Origin of the sequence: Streptacidiphilus sp. MAP5-3 (genome assembly GCF_041262505.1) — a bacterium.
In the GTDB taxonomy this organism is placed as follows: Bacteria; Actinomycetota; Actinomycetes; order Streptomycetales; family Streptomycetaceae; genus Streptacidiphilus.
In genome coordinates, this window is record NZ_JBGCCL010000038.1 from 1 (window position 1) to 18647 (window position 18647).

Consider the following 18647-nt stretch of genomic DNA (forward strand, 5'->3'; position numbering starts at 1 on the left):
CGCGCGCGCGCCACCCCGCCCCCCCCCCCCCCCCCCCCGCCTCTGTGGTTTTGTTTTTAGTCCCCCCCCCGCCCGCCCCCCCCCCCCCCCCCCCCCGACGGAGGCGTGGCGGACAACGCCCGCGTTGACACCGCACATCAACACCACACCGGGCGCCGAGCCCGGTGCTTGAAAGGAAACCCCCTCATGAGCAAGGTCATTTTCATCACCGGCGCCGGGCGCGGTCTGGGCACGGACATCGCCCTCCAGGCACTGAAGGCGGGCCACCAGGTCGTCGCCACCGGCCGCCGCCCCGAGGAGGTCGAGAAGACCCTCGGCGGACCGCAGGACAACCTGCTGGTCGCCAAGCTGGACATCACCAGCCTGGACGACGCCCAGGGAGCCGCGCAGGCAGCCGTCGACCGCTTCGGCCGCATCGACGTCCTGGTCAACAACGCCGGGAACTTCTTCGCCGGCTACTTCGAGGAGATCACGCCCGAGCAGATGCGCCAGCAGTTCGAGACGAACCTCTTCGGCCCGATGAACGTCACCCGCGCGATCCTGCCGATCCTGCGCAAGCAGCGCGCCGGCCACATCATCACCCTCTCCTCCTCCGCCGGACTGATCGGCCAGGAGTTCTGCGTCGCCTACGCCGCCTCCAAGTTCGGCGTCGAGGGCTGGATGGAGTCCCTGCGCTACGACGTCGAGCCCTACGGCATCCGCACCACGGTCGTGGAACCCGGCTTCTTCCGCACCGAACTCCTGGTGGACGCCTCCACGACCTGGCCCGAGCCGACCATCGACGACTACGCCGAGCGCACCACCGCCACGATCACGGCCTGGAAGAGCATGAACGGCCGGCAGACCGGCGACCCCGTCAAGCTCGCCCAGGCCCTGCTGACCATCGCCAACCAGGACCAGCCCCCGCTGCGCTTCGTCGCCGGCGCCGACGCCATCGAAGGCGCCGAGGCCAAGTCCAGGGAACTCCTCGCCCAGGCGCAGGCATCCCGCGAACTTGGCGGCAACCTCGGCTACGACGACGAAACCGCCTGAGCACCCGTCACGGAACGGATGCGTCCTCGGCCGGGCCCTTCCCGGATCAGCGGATCCTGGGCAGGGCCTTGTCGGGGTGCGCGGCGGCGGCACATCGCACGGCGATGCCGGCACGGATGCCGAAGACGAGGGCGAGGTGGCGAATCGAACAGAGTGCTGTCGCATCTCGTGAACATCGCACACCGCCCCGTCTCACCGGGACTGACTCCTATCGCCTCGCCACCGGCCGAGCCCGGGCCGAGCAGCAACGCACCGCCAGCTGACGACCACACACCCGGCCCTTCCTCCACAGGTGCCGAATCCGCCGGCCGCAGGAACGGGTCAAGGTGGAGCGCCCGCCGGCGAAGCCGGTGGACGAACGACCCTGACCCGCGACGAGGACCGGCCACCATCACAGCACCGAGGAAGGGCCCCGGCCCGGCTCCGATCACCCTCGATCAGGCATTCTGGGCAGATGGATCTTTGCCCCTCGTGTGGTGAATCGCTTGCCGACCGTCCGTTGAACCAGATGCTGCCCGAAGACCGGGCCGGTGGCCTCGGCGGACGCGAGGTTCACCGTTGCCCGGGCTGCCGTCGACTCGCCTGGCGCCACGAGGGGGCGGAAGGGGCCTGGGTCGATGGCGGATCGGATCCGAGCCTGGACTATCTGTTCGATCTTGCTGACTGGAAACCGGAACTGTCCGAGCCCTGGGTGTTCACTCCCGTCGACAGGCGCACTGCGCTGGAGGTCGAGCTACGAGCAGAAGCCCCCAGTGGCCACCCGCTCTTCGACCAGCCCATCACCGCGATCGCGTACTGCCAGGGCTGCGACGACGTCGTGTTCACCGTGAAGGTCGAGAACGGCTGGTTCGCCCTCGTCCACCTGACCTGGCAGGGACGACGAGAGCCGCTGCCCTGGCCCAGGGTCCAGCGCATTACAACTCCGCTGGCGCAAGCCCTCCAGGCGCACACACACTGACAGAGGATCAAGCACTGGCGACCCACTGGTGGGGCCAATTCTCCCGGTCACACATCGCCGCGAAGCCCCCCGCCTGGGGCCAAAGGTCTCGGTCCCTTGGGGCCAAGAGAATCGTTCGAAGCCAGCCGACAGAACTCGCGGGTGGGTCCTCCGGGAACTCTGTGAGGGCATCTTGTGTGAGTAGTTTGCCCTTGATGCCCTAGTACGTACCTCGCCAGGTTGGTGTGGTCTCGTCCGTTATACGCTTGGCGAGGTTGAGGATCGAGGCGATGTGGATCATGGCTTCGGAGCTGGCCGGGAGGATCTCGTAGTCGCGGGCGAGGCGCCGTCTCAGCATGACCCAACCGAGACTCCGTTCGACTACCGACCTCCTTTTCACCACGTGAAATCTCGAGATGTCGGACTTGCGGTGGACGACTTCGACGTCGATGCCCAGGGTGGCTCCGTGCTCGACGACGGCGTTTTGAAGCCGGTGTCGACCACCTGGCCGGGCTCGCCGCGGCCCGCAAGGTCATCGACGGCCTCACTCCACCCGACCGGCAACCAGCTCCCTTGGCCACGGACACCGTCTACCAGCGCATCGTGACCGCCTTCAACGGGCACCCCGACCGGGTCTTCCGGGTCCGCGAGCTACACGAACGCCTCGGGCTGCCCACCGACGAGCCCACGATCAACGTCACCCGCTCCCGCCTGGGACGACTCGTCCGCCAGGGACTCCTCGACCAACCCGGACGCGGCCGCTACCAAAACGGACTTAACGTCCTCTGAAAATGGCACACCAGGCGATCTGCCTGCGACTACCCTGCTGCGACAGGGCAGCGGCGCAGGACTCTGACCGCCACGCGGAACACAGCGCCGCGCGGCGCGACTACAAGTCCTGACGATTGCTCCGGCACGACGTGGGCTCCGGGTGTCACTTCCGCCCGGAGCCCACAGCCGCAGTCGCGCAGAGAAGAGTGATCTCGTGATTCTAGGAGGCGCAGGTGATTTGAGCGTTGGCCCAGTCGGAGTGGTCGTAGTTGATGTTGTCGCCGACGTGGTTGACGACGAGTCGCAGGAACTGCGCGCCTGAGAGATCGGCGGTCAGCGTCTTGCCGGGTTCGCCTCCGGTCATCACTCCGCTGTCCGCGACCTGCTTGCCGTCGGCCCAGATCTGGAAGTCGACGGATCCGCTGTTGCCGACTTCGCTGTCGATGCCGACGGTGGTCGATACCGATGAGCACTTCTGGCCGATGTAGTACTCCAGCAGACTGTCGGCGTGGGTCCCGATCCCGGTGGGGTAGACGACGCCCCCGATCGTGAGGGGGTTGCCGCCGACGCTCTCGTTCTCGTGCAGCGTGCCCCAGCCGATGGTCTCCTGGAGCCAGGGGACGCCGGCGAGTTGGGTGGTTCCGGTCGGTGGCGGGGGCGGGATGACGACGTCGACCGTCTCGGTGGACGACCCGGTTGCATGGTGTTCGGTCATGGTGAGGCTGTATGAGCCTTGCGTCGCCGTTGCCGGCGCTGAGACCGTCCATGCGGTCTCGAACGTCGCGTTCGTGCCGAGAGTGGGTGTGCTGCTCGCCGAGTCCGCTGTGACCGACCAGCCGGCCGGTGCGGACAGCGACGCCCGGATGTCCCGGGCGGGAGCGCGACCGGTGTTGGTGACGGTGGTCTGGACCGTGCTGGCCCCTCCTGCGGTGACGACGGGGGTGGCTCCGGGGTAGGGCAGGGGGAGCTGGACTGCGGCGTTCACCGACGGCGGGTAGAGGTTCCACTGCGGGTTGGTCCTGACGCGGTACAGGGCGGTGCCATGCGCCGGGACCACCGCGGTGATCGTGTCGGCCGTCTCGGTCGTCCGATGCGTCCACAGATCGGTGAGAGTGTAGGCAGGGCCGGAGGCCATGCCTATCGCGGAGGCCGAGGTGGAAATGGACTGCTGTTCGTCACTGGTGTTGAAGAGAGCGACGATGCCGTCCCCGGTGGCTTCCTTCTTGGTGAAGACCTGTGAGGTGCTCGTGTCCGCGATGCGCTTGGCGTCGATGCCGTCCTGGTCGACGGCGATCACGTCGGTGTTCTTGAGGTATCCCAGGTCGGTCTGGTCGAGATGGGTCAGGTCGGTGCCGAGGATCAGCGGTGAGGCAGCCATCGCCCACAGGCTCAGCTGAGTCTGGCGTTCGTTGGGCGTGAGGCCGTCGTTGCTGCCGTTGCCGACCTCTGCGGAGTCGTAGTCGTTGAACGCACCGGGGCCGCCGTAGGGCTGCCAGTCCGCGACCTCGTCGAACCGGCTGGCCACGCTGTTCCAGGAGGTGAGCGGGTAACTGCTGCCGTTCGTGCCGCAGTAGCACTCGATGTCGCCGCCGGTCCGCCAGCCGTTGGCGTACTCCGCCCAGGTCGAGGCGTCGGAGACGGACAGGCTGTTGGAGAGCTCGAGGTGGATGGGACGCCCGGTCTGCCGCAGCGCCTTGGACCAGGCGGCGACATCCGGGACGTCCCAGGAACCGACGCCGTCGATCTTGAGGTAGTCCACGCCCCACGAGGCCATCTCGTCGGCCCATGAGTCGATGAACGCCTGGGCGCCGGGCTTGCTGTAGTCGATGCCGACCATGCCGCCGCAGTTGTAGTTGCTCTCCGAGGTGTTGGGCTCTGCGATGTCGTCGGCGTGGTAGGGGGTGCCTTCGATCGGGGTGTTCTCGGCGACGGCCTGTTTGGATATCCCGGGTGTGACGTACAGGCCGAACTTCAGGCCGTCCGTGTGGATATGGTCGGCGACAGCCTTGATCCCGTTCTCCGAGCCGGACGGCGGGAACTTGCTCGGATCGGTCACCCACCGGCCGTACTGGTCGACGTCCGGCCCCTGGCTGCCGGGGCACTGGTAGTAGAAGTCGTCGAGATTGACGTACTGGTAGCCCACCTTGGCGAGCCCGCTGGCCTTCATCGCGTCGGCGGCGGCGTCAAGCGCTGCCGCGGTCGGATGGCTCCGCAGAAAGCTCCAACTGCTCCACCCCATGGCGGGCTTGAGCCCGACGCCGTTGTCCTCGGCCTGCGCCGCGGTCGGGGCGGAGACGATCACCCCGGTGAAGAGTGTCAGTCCGGCTGTCAGCGCAGCCGCCATGGCGCGTATCGGTCTTCTCATCGTGCTCCTCCAGGGTCTGCCACCCTTGTAGAAACCGATCAAAGTTCAACAGCTCTGCGCAAGTTCAAACATCAATAGATGGGAGCCTAGGCACTGCTGTCCCTCCGGTCAACGACTCGTGCAGTCGCCTCGGAGCGGGTCCGGATGCACGGGTAGATCTGACGGGTCGGCAACTCCCGTATGCTTCCGGCGATTCGGTGTTCGCTCTGGTCCGGACTGAGCGTCATCTCCTCCGCGTGGAGCCGGGACTCCGTCAGACCGCGTAGCGTCGCGGGTCGAACAGGTGCAGATTGCCCGCGACCCAGGCAGAAGTCCGGGCCAGGCCCTCGGCGAGGGTCACCTCCGGCCGCCAGCCGGACCAGTCGTGGGCGCGGGAGTTGTCCGACAGCAGCCGGTGGACCTCGCTGCCGCTCGGGCGGAGGCGGGCCGGGTCGACGGTGATCTCGACGTCCGTACGGCCAGAGGCCTCGATCAGTGACCGGGCGAGGTCGCCGATGGAGATCTCCTGTCCGGTTCCCAGGTTGACGACCTCGCCCACGGCGCGGTCGCAGTCCGCCAGCGCCAGGAAGCCGGCAGCGGTGTCCGTGGCGTAGGTGAAGTCGCGGGTCGGAGTCAGCGAACCCATCCTCAGTTCCTTCGCTCCCGCGTGCAGTTGGGCCAGGATCGAGGGGATCACTGCGCGGGCGGACTGGCGTGGACCGTAGGTGTTGAAGGGCCTCACCACGGTCACCGGCAGCTCGAAGGCGTGGTGGAAGCTCAGCGCCATCATGTCCGCCGCGATCTTCGACGCCGAGTACGGCGACTGCGGCTGGAGCGGGTGGTCCTCACGGATCGGGGCGGTGCGCGCGGTGCCGTAGACCTCACTCGTGGAGGTGTGCAGCAGGCGCCGCACGCCGTGCCGGCGGCAGGCCTCCAACACGTGCTCGGTACCGACGACGTTGGTCTGCACGTAGGCGCCGGGCGAGTCGTAGCTGTAGGGGATGCCGATCAGCGCGGCGAGGTGGAAGACCGTGTCGCATCCCTCGACCGCGTCGCTGACCCGGCCTGCATCGCGCACGTCGCCCGCCAGCATCTCGACGCGGTCGTGGTCGAGGTACCCGGCCAGGTGGCCACGGTCGGCATACGGCTTGTAGTGGACGAACGCCCGCACCCGCGCGCCGCGGGCGACGAGCAGGTCGACCAGGGTCGAGCCGATGAAGCCCTCCGCTCCTGTCACCAGCACGGTCCGCCCGGCCCACCGGCCGCTCGGGCCCGTGCTCGTGCTCGTGTCGATCGTCTTGTCCGACAGGTCGGTGATGCTCATGCTGCGTGCTCCAGGGAGTGGGGGTACGGGGTCGGGCCGGGGATGCGGTCGGCGAGCCGCCGGACGTACTCGGCGAGCAGGTCGGCGGCGTCGGCATGGGTGCCGGGGTCCGCGGAGCCGCTCATCGCGGCGAGGCGGGTCGGGTCGGCGAGTAGCGGGTCGAGCAGCACCGCCAGCGCCTCCGCGGTGGTGTCGCCGTCGCGCAGGATGTGCGCCGCGCCCGCGTCGGCGAGCACCTTGGCGTTGTGGAACTGGTGGTCGCCGGGCGCGTGGGGGTAGGGGACCAGGATCGCCGGGACACCGGTCGTCGCCAGCTCGGCGACCGTCGCCGATCCGGCGCGGCAGACCACGACGTCCGCCACGGCGTAGGCGAGGTCCATCCGGTCCAGGTAGGGAACCGCCTGTGCGACGGCCGCGCCGCCCTCGCGCAGCAGGGCCGCGCGGGCCTGGTCCAGCTGCTGCGGCCCCGTCTTGACGAGCAGTCGGACGTCGGGCCGGTGACGCCAGCGCCGGGCGAGGTCCAGTGCGGCCTCGGTCAGTCGCTGCGCCCCCAGGCTTCCGCCGTTGAACAGCACCAGGCGTACGCCCGCCGGGACGCCCAGCTGCTGACGCGCCGAACCGCGCAGCGCCTGCCGGTCCATGCGGGCCAGCGGGCCGGACAGCGGCATGCCGACGGTGACCGCCCGCTCGCGACTCGCTCCGGGCAGATGGGCCCGGCTCTCCTCGAAGGCGAGCGCGACATGCGGCGTCAGCCGCGCTGCGAAGACGTTCGCTCGTCCTGGCACCGCGTTCGACTCGTGCACCAGGCTCGGCAGTCCGGCCAGTCGCGCGGCCAGCACCGCCGGAGCGGAGGCGTACCCGCCCATCCCGACCACTACCTGGGCGCCCTGGCGCTCGATCGCCCGTCGCGCCTGTCGGGCCGAGCGCAGCAGGTCGGCCGGCAGCAGGTACCGGCGGGCGCCGAGCGAACGGTCGAAGGGGATCATGTCCACGGTGTGCAGGCGGTAGCCGGCCTGCGGGATCAGCCGCGTCTCCAGGCCGCGCTCGGTCCCCACGAACGAGACCACCGCCGTGGGGTCGGCTCTCCTGAGCGCCTCCGCCAGGGCGAGCCCTGGGTAGATGTGTCCGCCGGTTCCTCCGGCGCCGATGACCACCGATACGGGAGTGTGCATGGCTCCACCGTGGTGACCTGGGCTAAGAGGGTTCTAAGAGCTTCGGTGCGGGCCCGTTCTACAGTGGTTTGCCCGATCTGCTTTGCCATGATGGTCTGCCCGAGGCCCAGGTGTGGAAGGAGAGCCGACTGGTGACACGGATCCTGGTGGTCGACGACGACCCCGAGGTACGCGCTGCTGTCGCGGACGGCCTCGCCGTCGAGGGGTACGACGTGCTCCTGGCGGTCGACGGCCACGACGCTCTCGCCAAGATCGCCGCCGATGAGCCGGCAGCGATCGTGCTCGACCTGATGATGCCCGTCCTGGACGGCCTCGCCGTCTGCCGCCGACTGCGCGCGATCGGCGACCGCACGCCCGTCCTCGTGCTCACCGCCCGTGACAGCGTCAGCGACCGCGTCGACGGACTGGACGCCGGCGCGGACGACTACCTCGTCAAGCCCTTCGCCCTCGACGAGCTGACGGCCCGCGTCCGCGCCCTGCTGCGCCGCACCGCGCCCGAGCTGCCGGACGAGGACCTGCACTACGCCGACCTGACGCTCGACCCGGCCGCCCGCACCGGACGCCGCGGCGACCGGCTGCTGGAGTTCAGCCGGACCGAGGCGGCGCTGCTGGAGCTCCTGCTGCAGCACCCCGAGCAGACGCTCACCCGGGAGACCCTGCTGGAGCGGGTCTGGGGCCGCGACTTCGGTCCGGACTCCAACTCCCTGGCCGTCTACATCGGTTACCTGCGGCGCAAGCTGGAGGCCGACGGCGAGCCGCGACTGGTGCAGACCGTGCACGGGCTCGGCTACCGCCTGGCCGCACAGTGAGCCAGCGTTCCGGGCGGACCCGGCTCACGGCCGTCCTCCGGCCGCCGAGGCTGCCCGCCCTCACCCTGCGCGCCCGGCTCGCCTGCACCGCCGCCCTCGCCGTCGCGGCCGTCGCCGTCGGCCTGACCTGGGCCGCCTTCATCCTCATCCGCTACGAGCTCACCCACCAACTGGAGTTGGACCTCACCCAGGCCGCCACCGTCGCCGTCCAGCAGCACAGCGGCGAGCCGCCCGGCGTGCTGTCAGGGCAGTGCCGCTACCTGGCTGCCCCTGCCTGCACGCAGGTGGTCCCGGGCGACTCCGCCCGCGACCCCCGTGCGCCCGCCGACGCGTACGTCCTGCAGGTCAGCCCCGCCGTCCGCGAGGTCGCGGCCGGGACACGTGCGCCGTACTACACCACGACCACCGTAGACGGGCAGCCCGCCCGGATGCTCGTCACCCGGTTCGGTTCCGGCGAGGCCCTCCAGGTCGCGCTGCGCTCCGACGGAGTCCAACGGGCCGTGGGTCAGTCAGCCGCCGTACTGGCCGCGACCGGCGCCGCGGGCGTGCTGGTCGCCGGGCTCCTCGGCTGGTGGGTCTCCCGGACCGGACTGCGCCCGGTCACCCGGCTGACCGCCACGGTCGAACGCATCACCACCACCCGCGACCCGCACCACCGCATCGCCTCCCACGCCGCTCCCCGGCAGCGCCCGGACGAGATCTCCCGCCTCGGCGACAGCTTCAACACCATGCTCGACGCCCTCGAAAACTCGGTCACCGCGCAGCGCCGCCTGGTCGCCGACGCCTCCCACGAACTGCGCACCCCGCTCACGGCGCTGCGCACCAACGCCGAACTCCTCGCCCGCGCCGACCGCCTGACCGACGCCCAGCGCGACCGCGCGGCCGGTGCACTCGGTCGTCAACTGCGTGAGCTCACCGGTATGGTCAACGACCTCGTCGAACTCGCCCGCGACGAAGAGCCGCAGGCGCTGCTGGAACCCGTCCGGGTGCTGCCCCTGGTCGAGCACGCCGTCGCCGCCGCGCGCGAGCACTGGCCCGGGCAGGAGTTCACCCTCACCCACAGTCCGGACGTCGCCGACGCGCTGGTCTCGGGCGTCCCCGCGCGGCTGTCCCGACTGCTGGCGAACCTGCTCGACAACGCGGCGAAATTCGGCGCCGGACGTGGCCCGGTCGAGGTCCGTGTCGCACGCGGCAACGCCGGCGACACGCTGGAGCTCTCCGTCCGCGACCACGGCCCGGGCATTTCCGACGACGACCTGCCGTACCTCTTCGACCGCTTCTACCGCGCGGGAGCCGCCCGCTCCCTCCCTGGCTCCGGTCTCGGCCTCGCCATGGCCCGTCAGATCGCCCGCGCCCACGGTGCGGACCTCACGGCCGAGTCCCTCCCCGGTGCGGCCGGCGGTGGCGCCTGCTTCCGCCTGACCGGCCTCGCCGGCTGATCCGGCAACCTTCCGTGGTAGTTCGGGCGGGAGACCTACCGCTTCGCGCCCCGCAGCCGGACCCGGCGCTCGTCATGGCAGGAGCAGTCGCAGCCCATCACTCGGCCGTTGATCCGGTACACATCGACCGGGCAGACGTGGTCGTCGGCAGTCGCGGCGTTGCACGTACCGAAGTGCGACCGTGCGGGCGGCGTCCACGTGCGCGCGCCCGGCATAGGCCGGTCGAACGGCACTGGGCACTCCGGGTACGCCGGACGCGGCCCGCTCACCGTCGGCCCCCGAACAGCTGCTCGCGGCTGTACCGGACCCCGCTCGGCCTCGGCGGCGGTCTCGAACCGCAGTGGCTGCCCCGGCTCGCCTTCGAGCGGCTTCCCGTCGACGATCAGCCGGTACATGCCGTCACGCGGCTCGAACTCCACGCTGCCGCCGCTCACGACGCCGCTCCCTCGGTGTGGCAGGTGCAGCCGCAGGCGACCGGCACCCAACCCAGACTGTGATGCCGGTAGCCAGGCGCCCGGCACTGCTGGTGCAGGTCAGGCCAGCGGTCGGCGCCAACCTTACAGGCAGGCGTCAGATAGCCACGCGGTAGAGGCCCGGCCGGTACCTCCGCCTGCTCCGTCAACTTCGCACTCACTCGCTGCTCCCAGCATCCGTTCCGGCCACACCCCTACACCGTTCAGCTTCGCGACCAGCGGTGACGGACAGTCAGGGCCACGGAAGGTGGCCAATCGCTGACGGGGGGCCAACAGGGGGCCAATATGGGAGCCATGGCGGAGACATTCGGCGACCTGTTACGTCGGCTGCGGGTACGCACCGGACGGTCCCAGACCGAACAGGCCGACGAACTGTGCAAGCTCATGGGTGACCCGCTCAAGAGCGTCACCCGCTCCGAGGTGTCCCGCTACGAACGCGGCAAGCGCGTTCCCCGCCCCCGCATGGTCCGTCTCTACGCCCAGTCATACGGCGTCCCCGAAGGCGAACTTCTGCGCGCCGCCGCGATTGCACGAACAGCGCGTTGCGCTTCTACGCTGGGGGAAGACGTCCCGAGCGTGGACGCCGTACCGGAGGATCCAGTGAGACGCCGCGAGTTCATGGGCGCCGCCGTCGTTGGTGTCGGCCTCGCCGCCGAGCCCTGGAGCCGCCTTTCCTTCGCCCTTGGTCGCAGCGGGCCAGCCGATTCAACGGTCTCCGCGGCGATGACCGAGCGGACCGCTGCCCTGTTCGCGGCCGAGGAACGCATGCCCGCCCGGGAGTTGTACCGGGGCCTGGCCGAGCACCTCGACCAGCTGACCGTTCTCCTGGGCGCGGGCGGACGACATCGGCGCGAGCTGCTCGTCACCGCCGGGGAGACGGCGGCGCTGGCCGGTTGGCTGGCCTTCGACATGGGCGACTTGACTGCCGCGCAGCACTACTACGGGGCAGCAGCGCAGGCCGGCCACGAAGCCGACCACTCGCCGCTCCTCGCCCTGGTCCTCGCGTACGGCAGCTACGCCGTCGACGACCCGGTCCGGGCCCGGGACATGCTCCGTGCCGCGCAGCAGCACGTACGGCAGCCCGGCTGCGCCACGGCACGCGCCTGGGTGTCCGCGCGGGAAGCCGAAGAGTCCGCGGCCATAGGCGACCGCGAAGGGGCGTTGCGTGCTCTGGAGCGCGCCCAGGCTGTGTACGACTACGCTCACCCGACGGTGGAGCAGCCGTGGGTGCGGTTCTTCTCCCGAGCCCGCCTGGACTCCATGACCGTCGCCGCGTATGCCCGCCTGGACCACCCGGACCTTGGGGAGGTCAGTGAGGCCGTGCTGCAGGCACTGCGCCCCGAGGACGCGAAGGTACGGGCGGTCATCCTCGGCGACGTCGCCCTCTCCTATGTTCAGCGCGGCGATCTGGACCGGGGCAGTCAGATCGCCCGCCAGGCGTTCGAGGTGACGATGCGCTCGGAAGCGACTCTCGGAAAGCAGCGCCTTTCGGTGGTCGCGCAGCAGCTGCCCGACCGGGGTTCCGGTGGGCGGCTGCGGGACGAACTGCGGGCGCTCCTGGGCTAGCGCGGGGCGGTCTCCGTGTCGAGCCAGGCGAGGTACTCGGCGCTGCCCTTCTCGATCGTCGCGGAGATGATCTCCGGGGTGTCATAGGTGTGCACCCGCTTGATCAGCGCTTCGAGCTCGTCGTACTTCGCCGCGGGAAGCTTGAACAGGATCCGCCACTCCTCGTCGTCCTGCACTGCACCGTCCCACCAGTACACGGAGCGGACCGGGCCGTCGATCTGCGCGCACGCTGCGGCGCGGGCCTCGACAGCTGCCTTGGCGAGCTCGGCCGCTCGCTCGGCACTGTCGGTCGTGGTCAGCACGGTCATGTGGTCGGCCATGGGTTCCCTCCCGAGGTCGGTGACGAACCGAGGCTACCTAAGGCCACTCAGCTGCCCTCCAGTTCATCGAGTTTGGCCAGCAAGGTCCGATGGGCGTTCCAAGCGCGCCTCGGTGTGAAAGGCCTTCGAGAAGAACTCGCTGAAGTAGAACACCTGGAGATTGCTACCAAGCCTGTCCATCAGTGCCAGTCGCTGATCTTCCGTGCGGTCAGAGATCCGGATTGCCCGGAGCGGCGCCAGCAGCCCGGATCAGATCGCGACGAAGATTGAGCGTGGTCCGGAAGGTCAGGGCGTAGCCGTACAGGTGATCGACGGTGTACTCGGTTGACCAGTCGATGCCCTGGCGCCATCGAGCGCGCTCGGCCCGGAGCACGGCCTTAACCGTGTGAGAGGCATCGTTTTTGGATGATCGTGGTCTGCAGCAAGGCGCAATACGACAACATCGCCAATAGCTCCCGCCCGCACTCCTCACGAGCTTGAAATGCGGCTTGAATCGTGCGGTTTCGGGCCTCAAGGCGCGGGCCAACCGTGAATGCCGTAACGGGCGCAACGATGACGGCCGTGACCGCGGCGGTGACGACGGTTGTCAGCATGTCGGACATGGGCGGCAGCTTCCCCGAGGCCACCGACAGCCGGTGGCGAACCCAGCGAATTCATCGCGCCGGGTGCAGGCCCTACATGGGCAGTCCAGGTCGTGCGGCTGCTGCCCGCCACGACCTGGCAGCGCGGACACAGCGGCCTCGCGTCGCCGGTGGTGCCGCGCTGATACCCCCAGCCACGACAGTCGGGGCACAAGTCACGGTCACGCGGAGGGCAGATGCAGGTGCTCATGCATCGTCAACGAGTTGACGTCCGACCGAATGCGCGCGGTCATCCCTTGATGACCCCTGCGACGAGGGCGTCCGTGGCGCAGTCGGCGGCTGCCCGCGAGGGCTGGTTGATGCTGCACCAGGCCTCGACCTGGGACAAGCAGTCCTGGGTAGATGCTGTTGCGGGTGTGCTGGTGCAGGTGGGCAGGGCGACCGCGCTGCTCGGCTGTGTCGGGATCGTTGAGGTGTCGTGATTTCCGTGAACGAGGGCGTACCCGATCACGATGACGGAAGCCACGCTGAAGGTCGTGAAGTACCGCGCCAGTCGGTTGGTGGCGAGTGTGTGCAAGAAGAGAAACACGTGGATCCCCCGATGAAGGCCCTGGGCCGGGCATGCGTCCGGTGATCATAAGGGGTCGTAACAGCTTCATCGTCCGCCGTCACTTGGACGAGATCGATCAGTTCAACGCCACGGTGGGTGTCGGCATGGGAGGAACTGGACTCTGGTGACGGCCGACTGCCTGCCGGATGGAGCTCAAGTCGCCGTGGTGGTCTGGTGCTCTCGGTGTGGAGCGGGCAGCGGGGTGTCTCAGGGCGTCCCTGAGAGCACAGCATTTGCCAGAGGGCGGTGGGAATGGGGTGGTGCATCGCGCTCACATGCTCTGACGTGTCAGTGGAGACGACAAGTCGGCAAGTTCACGACGGTGCGCAGGCCTCACTCGGGGTGCGTGGGCACCCCCGCCAGACTTGCTCGCGGGCGTGTCCACCCTGCCGCCACCCGGCTGATCCTTCCGCGTGCCGGTGATCGCTGATGGGTCGTCCCTGACTACGGTGTGCGCACGAAGTGTGGTGCTCAATCCCAAGGGTGTGCTCATGCGGTTCGTTGCCAGTCGTCTCCTTCCCGCCAGGGCCTTGATGGCGGTGTGCGGCACAGCGGCCGTGCTCGCTCCCTCCGTCGCGACCGGCCCTCTCGCCGCCGCCGTTGCCTCCCCCGCGGACGCTGCGGGCCGCGGAGGCATGGTCATCAACGTGACGACCGCGGAGGTCGGCGCGCCAGGGAATCGGGCGGTCGGCGTTGTCCCGTTCACGGACGCGGTCTACCGATCGTGCGCTGACGCGCCCCCGGGTTCGGCCGACTGCGTGACGGTCGGGGGCGTCGCCCGACCCTACGAGATCGGCAAGTTCGAGGTCACCGTCGAGCAGTGGGTGGCCTTCCTGAACACGGCCGACCCGAGCGGCAGCGATCCGCATGGGCTCTACGACGAGACGGAAAGTTCGTCCGCGTGGCCGAAGTACGGGCAGATCAACTTCTCCGGGAGCGCCCAGCCTGGCCGGCACTACTCGGTGGCCTATCCGCAGTGGGCCGACAAGCCATACGGGTTCGCGAACTTCCTGCGGGCTGCACGCTTCGTCAATTCGCTCTACAACGGGCGGGTGATCTCCAAGACGACCGCTCAGAGCGGCGACTTCCGGTACGTCAGCTACCGTGTCCAGCTGTCTGGGCGCACGGAGAACGGAATGTACGACCTGTCCGATCCGAACGCGGTCCGGACTCACAACACCGGGTTCGTCGTGCCGAGTCAGGACGAGTGGATCAAGGCGGCCTACTACGATCCCCGCGGTGGCGGCACCTTCAGCTACTGGAAGTATCCGACGAACCCGGGCGTCTTCGGTGACGGGGACGCAACCGCCCCTCAAACCACCGTCCTCAACCCGACGACAGGCGACGTCACCAACGCGTCGACCCAGCCGCTGGCTTCCTACCACGCCGATGGCAAGCCCGCGCCGAGCTGGTGCCCCGGGCAGGTGTCGCGCCAGGCGTGCGCAACGGTCAACCCGCTGGGGCTGGACCCGATCGCGTATGCAGCGCTCTACCAAGGAAGCCTCAGCTCGGTCGGCCAGGCGCTCACGCCCTCACCGTGGGGCACGTTCGACCAGGGCGGTAACGCCGTCGAATGGACCGACACGATCACGCCGCCCCCGTCCGGGGGGAGCTCGGCGCGGGTGTGGCGGAGGCTGCACGGCGGGATCTCCAACTCGTCGGCGTACCAGATGTGGCCCTCCGCGGTCGGACTGCAACCACAGGACAACGTCTTCTTCAACCACGCCTACCCGTGGCTGGGCATCCGGATCGGAGTGATCGGTGACCTGACGCCCTGCCAGCCGCAGTGAGCGATGTCCACCACGAGGATCGAGGTGCCTGCGTGACGTGCCCTCCGTGAGGTGCGGTCGGGTGCCGGCGGTGCCAGGCCCTGTCGTCAGCGGCCCTTGCCGCCGGGTGCCGTGGCACCAGGGGCGCTTGATCTGTCTGGGCTGCGGCTGGCTGTTGGCGGTTTGGTGTTTCGCCCGTCGGGTCAGCCGTGGCGGTCTGCTCGCCCCGCCTGGCTCCAGGCGGGGCTGTGACGAACAGGCCGTCCGCCTCCGCTCCGGCCCCGCTCCGCCTCCGCCGTGACGTCGGCGTCGCCGCATCGGACGGCGGCGGCCAGGAGGCGCGTGGGTGCCCTGTGCTCCAGCGCATACATCGGATGTTGCCGGTGGATCGTCGACCAGTCACAGTCGCCGAAGGAGCCAAGTCACCCGATGAATCGGGCTGATTCTTGCGCGGACCGTAGACCAAATGCTTTGAACCGTTATACACATCGGATGTATCGCCATCGCAGTGCTCGTTCAAGCACTAGGGAGATCCGATGTTCAGGCCCATGTGGGCGAAGGCTTTCGTCGCGGCAGCGGTGGTCGCCACCGGGATCGTGACACCGACGGTTGCCTCTGCGAGCCCATCGCCGAAGGTCATCTACGCGGCGGCGGGAGGCACGGGTCAGGCGTGCAGCCAGCGCCTGCCGTGCTCGCTGGCAGGCGCTCAGAAGCGCGAGCGTCAGGTTCTCGCCAGCGGCGAGGGCAAGCATGAGGACGTCGTCGTCGAGCTCTCCGGCGGCACCTACTATCTCGCGTCGCCGCTGCAGTTCGGCCCGCAGGATTCCGGCCAGAACGGTCACACCGTGACCTGGACCGCAGCCCCCGGGGCGGAGGTGACGATCAGTGGGGGCCGCCTGCTGCACCCGGACTGGCAGCCCGTCGACACCGGAAGCAAGATCATGGAGGCGACCGTTGCGAGGGGCCTGAGCGTCGATGGCCTCTTCGTCAACGGGCGGCGTCAGATCCTGGCACGCTATCCGAACTACGACCGCACGGCTTCTCGCCTCGGAGGATCGACGACGCTCGCAGACCTCAACCAGGAGTCGGCCAAGTGGGCGGACCCGTCGACCGCGCTGGTGCGCGGCATGCACTGCGGCGACTGGGGCAGCGTCTCGTTCACCGTCAGCGGACGCAGCAACAACGCCCTCGACCTGCACTACGTCGGGGACAACAACCGGGGCCAGGACTGCGGCCTGAGCGTCGGCAACGGACCTGGCAGCGTGGGCCCGGTCATGGTCGAGAACGTCAAGGAAGAACTGGACTCACCCGGCGAGTGGTACTACGACGGCACCAGCGGCCAGTTGCTGTACTACCCGCCAGCCGGCACCGACCTGACCACCGCGACCGTGGAAACCGCGGAACAGGATCAGCTGATCACGCTGACCGGCACGTCCGTCAAGCACCCGGTACAGAACATCACCTTCAACGGACTGCACTTCACCGACACGCACCGGACGCTGTTCGACAGCACCTTCCAAAGCGACGCCAAGGGTGACTGGGCGATCGTGCGCAAGGGCGCCGTCTACATGAAGAACGCCGCCGACATCACGGTGACCAACTCGTTCTTCGACCAACTCGGCGGCAACGGCGTCTTCATGGACGGCTACAACAGCGGCGACGTGATCAGCAACAACACGTTCGAGTCCGACGGCGCCACGGACGTGCAGATCGTCGGCTCTCCGGACGCGGTGCGCGACTACTCGGACAACTACCACGACTCGGTCCCCGTCGATGACACCGGCGCTGGGCCGAAGAGCGAGAACTACCCTCGCGACATCGTCGTGAAGAACAACCTCATGGAGAACATGGGGCAGTTCGAGCTGCAGTCGTCCGGAGTGAACATCTCCATGAGCATGGACGTCACCGTCGACGCAAACACCATCGACGGGAGCCCGCGCGCTTGCCTCAACATCGAGGACGGCACCTGGGGCGGGGACAGCATCGAGAACAACGACCTCTTCAACTGCGTCCAGCAGACCGGCGACAACGGATCGATCAACGTCTGGGGCCGTTCTCGGTTCTGGGCGAGCTCCGGCAACAACACCCTCGCCGCGGGCACCTCCTTCGAAGGAAGCACCGGTACTCAACTGACCGACAGCCAGGCCAAGGACCTGATGAAAGTCGACGTCGTCAAGCCGATCACCATCGCGCACAACCGCTTCTGGCACGACGGCGACTGGGCGATCGACCTGGACGACGGCTCCTCGAACTTCAACATCACGGACAACCTGCTTCTCAAGGGCGGCATCAAGCTCCGCGACGGCTTCGACCGAACCGTGCAGAACAACCTGCTCGTCAACGGGAGCATCTTCGAACAGGTCAGCCACAGCAACGACGGCGACGTCATCCAGCACAACATCACGCTCGGCGGCCAGGCCTACAGCAACGTCCTGAACAACCCCGTGACCGCCAAGTACACGGTCGACGACAACGTGTTCTGGAACGACGGGAACGTGGTCAACGTCAACCCGGACGGCCACGGCAACCAGTTGCTGTCCGCGGACGGCACGACCATCAACGCCCAGTCGTCCTGGGTGCAGGACGGCATGGACGTCCACTCCCTCGTCGCCGACCCGAAGTTCACCGCCGCCGACCCCGCGGCCACCTATGACTTCACCGTGGCCGCCGACTCGCCCGCGCTCGGCATCGGCTACAACAACTTCCCGATGACCGGCTTCGGTGCCACGGGCGCACCTCTGCCGCCCAAGGCCGTCCTCCCGTACGGACCCGGCTCCGGCGGCGGGACTCCGCCCCCGCCAAGCCTGATCACGCAGCCCGAGATGCTGATGGGAGCCACAGCCACCAACATCCCCTCGCTCGCCGTGCAGTCCTCCCTCGGGCTCACCAACGACTACGGGCTCTACCTGGCAGATGTTCCGGCCGGCTCCTACGCCGCCCAGAAGAGCCTGCAGACCGGCGACGACATCACAGCCATCAACGGCAACCAGGTCACCGATGACCGCAACACGTTCTGGCAGCCCTACAACAAGCTGGCGGCGGGCGCTCCGATCACGCTGACAGTGCGACGCGGGCAGAGCGACGTCACGGTCCAACTGGCCAAGACCACCCAGCCCGAGGAGCTGAACGACACCTCCGGAGTGGTCTACACCAACACCGGCCCCTCCGGAAGCGGCTGGGTCTGGCGCGGCAGCGCCACGGGAGGGGCCCAGTCCTACCTCAACGACATCTGGGCCACGCAGAACGCCGGCGACTCCTGGAGCCTCACCTTCAACGGCACCGGCCTCGACATCATCTCCGAGACGAACACCGACGAAGGAGACGTCAATCTGGCGATCGACGGCGCACCCTACAAGACGGTCAGCTTCGTCACGCCGTCTCGGGTGTACCAGGGGACCGTCGTCTCCATCTCCGGTCTTCAGCCCGGCGTGCACACCATCACCGGCACCATGGTCAACGGCAACTACATGATCGTGGACGCCTTCCTCACCCATCCGTGA

Annotated in this window: 16 protein-coding genes and 1 pseudogene; 9 read left to right on the forward strand and 8 right to left on the reverse strand. The window is 68.6% G+C overall.

Annotated elements, in window-relative coordinates:
• The first annotated feature begins 186 nt into the window (after nucleotides 1-186).
• Together ABH928_RS33255 and ABH928_RS33260 are read left to right on the forward strand one after the other, a co-directional pair.
• Nucleotides 187-1032: an SDR family oxidoreductase gene (locus tag ABH928_RS33255; protein WP_370072423.1), complete on the forward strand. Its 846-nt coding sequence runs from the start codon at nucleotides 187-189 to the stop codon at nucleotides 1030-1032.
• 454 nt (nucleotides 1033-1486) lie between these two features.
• Nucleotides 1487-1990 carry a hypothetical protein gene (locus ABH928_RS33260; protein WP_370072424.1) on the forward strand — a complete coding sequence of 168 codons (504 nt, stop codon included), beginning with the start codon at nucleotides 1487-1489 and terminating at the stop codon, nucleotides 1988-1990.
• Between the two features lie 199 nt (nucleotides 1991-2189).
• Here ABH928_RS33260 and ABH928_RS33265 read toward each other — a convergent pair.
• Nucleotides 2190-2470 (reverse strand): annotated as a pseudogene (locus ABH928_RS33265) (transposase); the annotation flags it as partial.
• Nucleotides 2471-2542: 72 nt separating this feature from the next.
• Here ABH928_RS33265 and ABH928_RS33270 point away from each other — a divergent pair.
• Nucleotides 2543-2758 (forward strand): type IV toxin-antitoxin system AbiEi family antitoxin domain-containing protein, encoded by a 216-nt coding sequence (locus ABH928_RS33270; RefSeq protein ID WP_370072478.1) that lies wholly within the window; start codon nucleotides 2543-2545, stop codon nucleotides 2756-2758.
• 202 nt (nucleotides 2759-2960) lie between these two features.
• Here ABH928_RS33270 and ABH928_RS33275 read toward each other — a convergent pair whose 3' ends face one another.
• The 3 genes from ABH928_RS33275 to murG all read right to left on the reverse strand — a co-directional run bounded on the left by ABH928_RS33275 (nucleotide 2961) and on the right by murG (nucleotide 7580).
• The gene (locus ABH928_RS33275; RefSeq protein WP_370072425.1) at nucleotides 2961-5105 is read right to left on the reverse strand and encodes an NPCBM/NEW2 domain-containing protein; all 2145 of its coding nucleotides are present in this window, start codon (nucleotides 5103-5105) and stop codon (nucleotides 2961-2963) included.
• Between the two features lie 253 nt (nucleotides 5106-5358).
• Nucleotides 5359-6408 carry a GDP-mannose 4,6-dehydratase gene (locus ABH928_RS33280; protein WP_370072426.1) on the reverse strand — a complete coding sequence of 350 codons (1050 nt, stop codon included), beginning with the start codon at nucleotides 6406-6408 and terminating at the stop codon, nucleotides 5359-5361.
• A complete protein-coding gene (murG, locus tag ABH928_RS33285) occupies nucleotides 6405-7580 on the reverse strand; it encodes an undecaprenyldiphospho-muramoylpentapeptide beta-N-acetylglucosaminyltransferase (protein ID WP_370072427.1) in 1176 nt (391 codons plus the stop codon). The genes ABH928_RS33280 and murG overlap by 4 nt, the downstream gene beginning before the upstream one ends.
• 128 nt (nucleotides 7581-7708) lie before the next feature.
• Between murG and ABH928_RS33290 the strand changes: the two genes are divergently transcribed.
• Nucleotides 7709-8389: a response regulator transcription factor gene (locus ABH928_RS33290; RefSeq protein ID WP_370072479.1), complete on the forward strand. Its 681-nt coding sequence runs from the start codon at nucleotides 7709-7711 to the stop codon at nucleotides 8387-8389.
• Nucleotides 8386-9828 (forward strand): ATP-binding protein, encoded by a 1443-nt coding sequence (locus ABH928_RS33295; RefSeq protein WP_370072428.1) that lies wholly within the window; start codon nucleotides 8386-8388, stop codon nucleotides 9826-9828. The genes ABH928_RS33290 and ABH928_RS33295 overlap by 4 nt, the downstream gene beginning before the upstream one ends.
• Nucleotides 9829-9863: 35 nt before the next feature.
• Here the strand turns inward: ABH928_RS33295 and ABH928_RS33300 are convergent, their stop codons facing one another.
• Nucleotides 9864-10262 carry a hypothetical protein gene (locus tag ABH928_RS33300; protein ID WP_370072429.1) on the reverse strand — a complete coding sequence of 133 codons (399 nt, stop codon included), beginning with the start codon at nucleotides 10260-10262 and terminating at the stop codon, nucleotides 9864-9866.
• Between the two features lie 333 nt (nucleotides 10263-10595).
• On the opposite strand from ABH928_RS33300, the gene ABH928_RS33305 reads away from it, so the two are divergent.
• The gene (locus ABH928_RS33305) at nucleotides 10596-11867 is read left to right on the forward strand and encodes a helix-turn-helix domain-containing protein (RefSeq protein WP_370072431.1); all 1272 of its coding nucleotides are present in this window, start codon (nucleotides 10596-10598) and stop codon (nucleotides 11865-11867) included.
• Here the strand turns inward: ABH928_RS33305 and cutA are convergent.
• From cutA to ABH928_RS33320, 3 genes are all read right to left on the reverse strand, one after another.
• On the reverse strand, nucleotides 11864-12187 hold the full coding sequence (cutA, locus tag ABH928_RS33310) for a divalent-cation tolerance protein CutA (protein ID WP_370072433.1): 324 nt from the start codon (nucleotides 12185-12187) through the stop codon (nucleotides 11864-11866). The two genes, ABH928_RS33305 and cutA, sit on opposite strands and share 4 nt — an antisense overlap.
• Before the next feature lie 208 nt (nucleotides 12188-12395).
• The gene (locus ABH928_RS33315) at nucleotides 12396-12560 is read right to left on the reverse strand and encodes a hypothetical protein (RefSeq protein ID WP_370072434.1); all 165 of its coding nucleotides are present in this window, start codon (nucleotides 12558-12560) and stop codon (nucleotides 12396-12398) included.
• Nucleotides 12561-12564: 4 nt separating this feature from the next.
• Nucleotides 12565-12789 (reverse strand): hypothetical protein, encoded by a 225-nt coding sequence (locus ABH928_RS33320; protein ID WP_370072435.1) that lies wholly within the window; start codon nucleotides 12787-12789, stop codon nucleotides 12565-12567.
• Between the two features lie 278 nt (nucleotides 12790-13067).
• Between ABH928_RS33320 and ABH928_RS33325 the strand changes: the two genes are divergently transcribed.
• From ABH928_RS33325 to ABH928_RS33335, 3 genes are all read left to right on the forward strand, one after another.
• Nucleotides 13068-13250: a hypothetical protein gene (locus ABH928_RS33325; RefSeq protein ID WP_370072436.1), complete on the forward strand. Its 183-nt coding sequence runs from the start codon at nucleotides 13068-13070 to the stop codon at nucleotides 13248-13250.
• Nucleotides 13251-14025: 775 nt separating this feature from the next.
• Nucleotides 14026-15168, forward strand: coding sequence for a hypothetical protein (locus tag ABH928_RS33330; protein WP_370072437.1), 1143 nt, complete (start codon nucleotides 14026-14028; stop codon nucleotides 15166-15168).
• A gap of 515 nt (nucleotides 15169-15683) precedes the next feature.
• On the forward strand, nucleotides 15684-18647 hold the full coding sequence (locus ABH928_RS33335) for a PDZ domain-containing protein (protein WP_370072438.1): 2964 nt from the start codon (nucleotides 15684-15686) through the stop codon (nucleotides 18645-18647).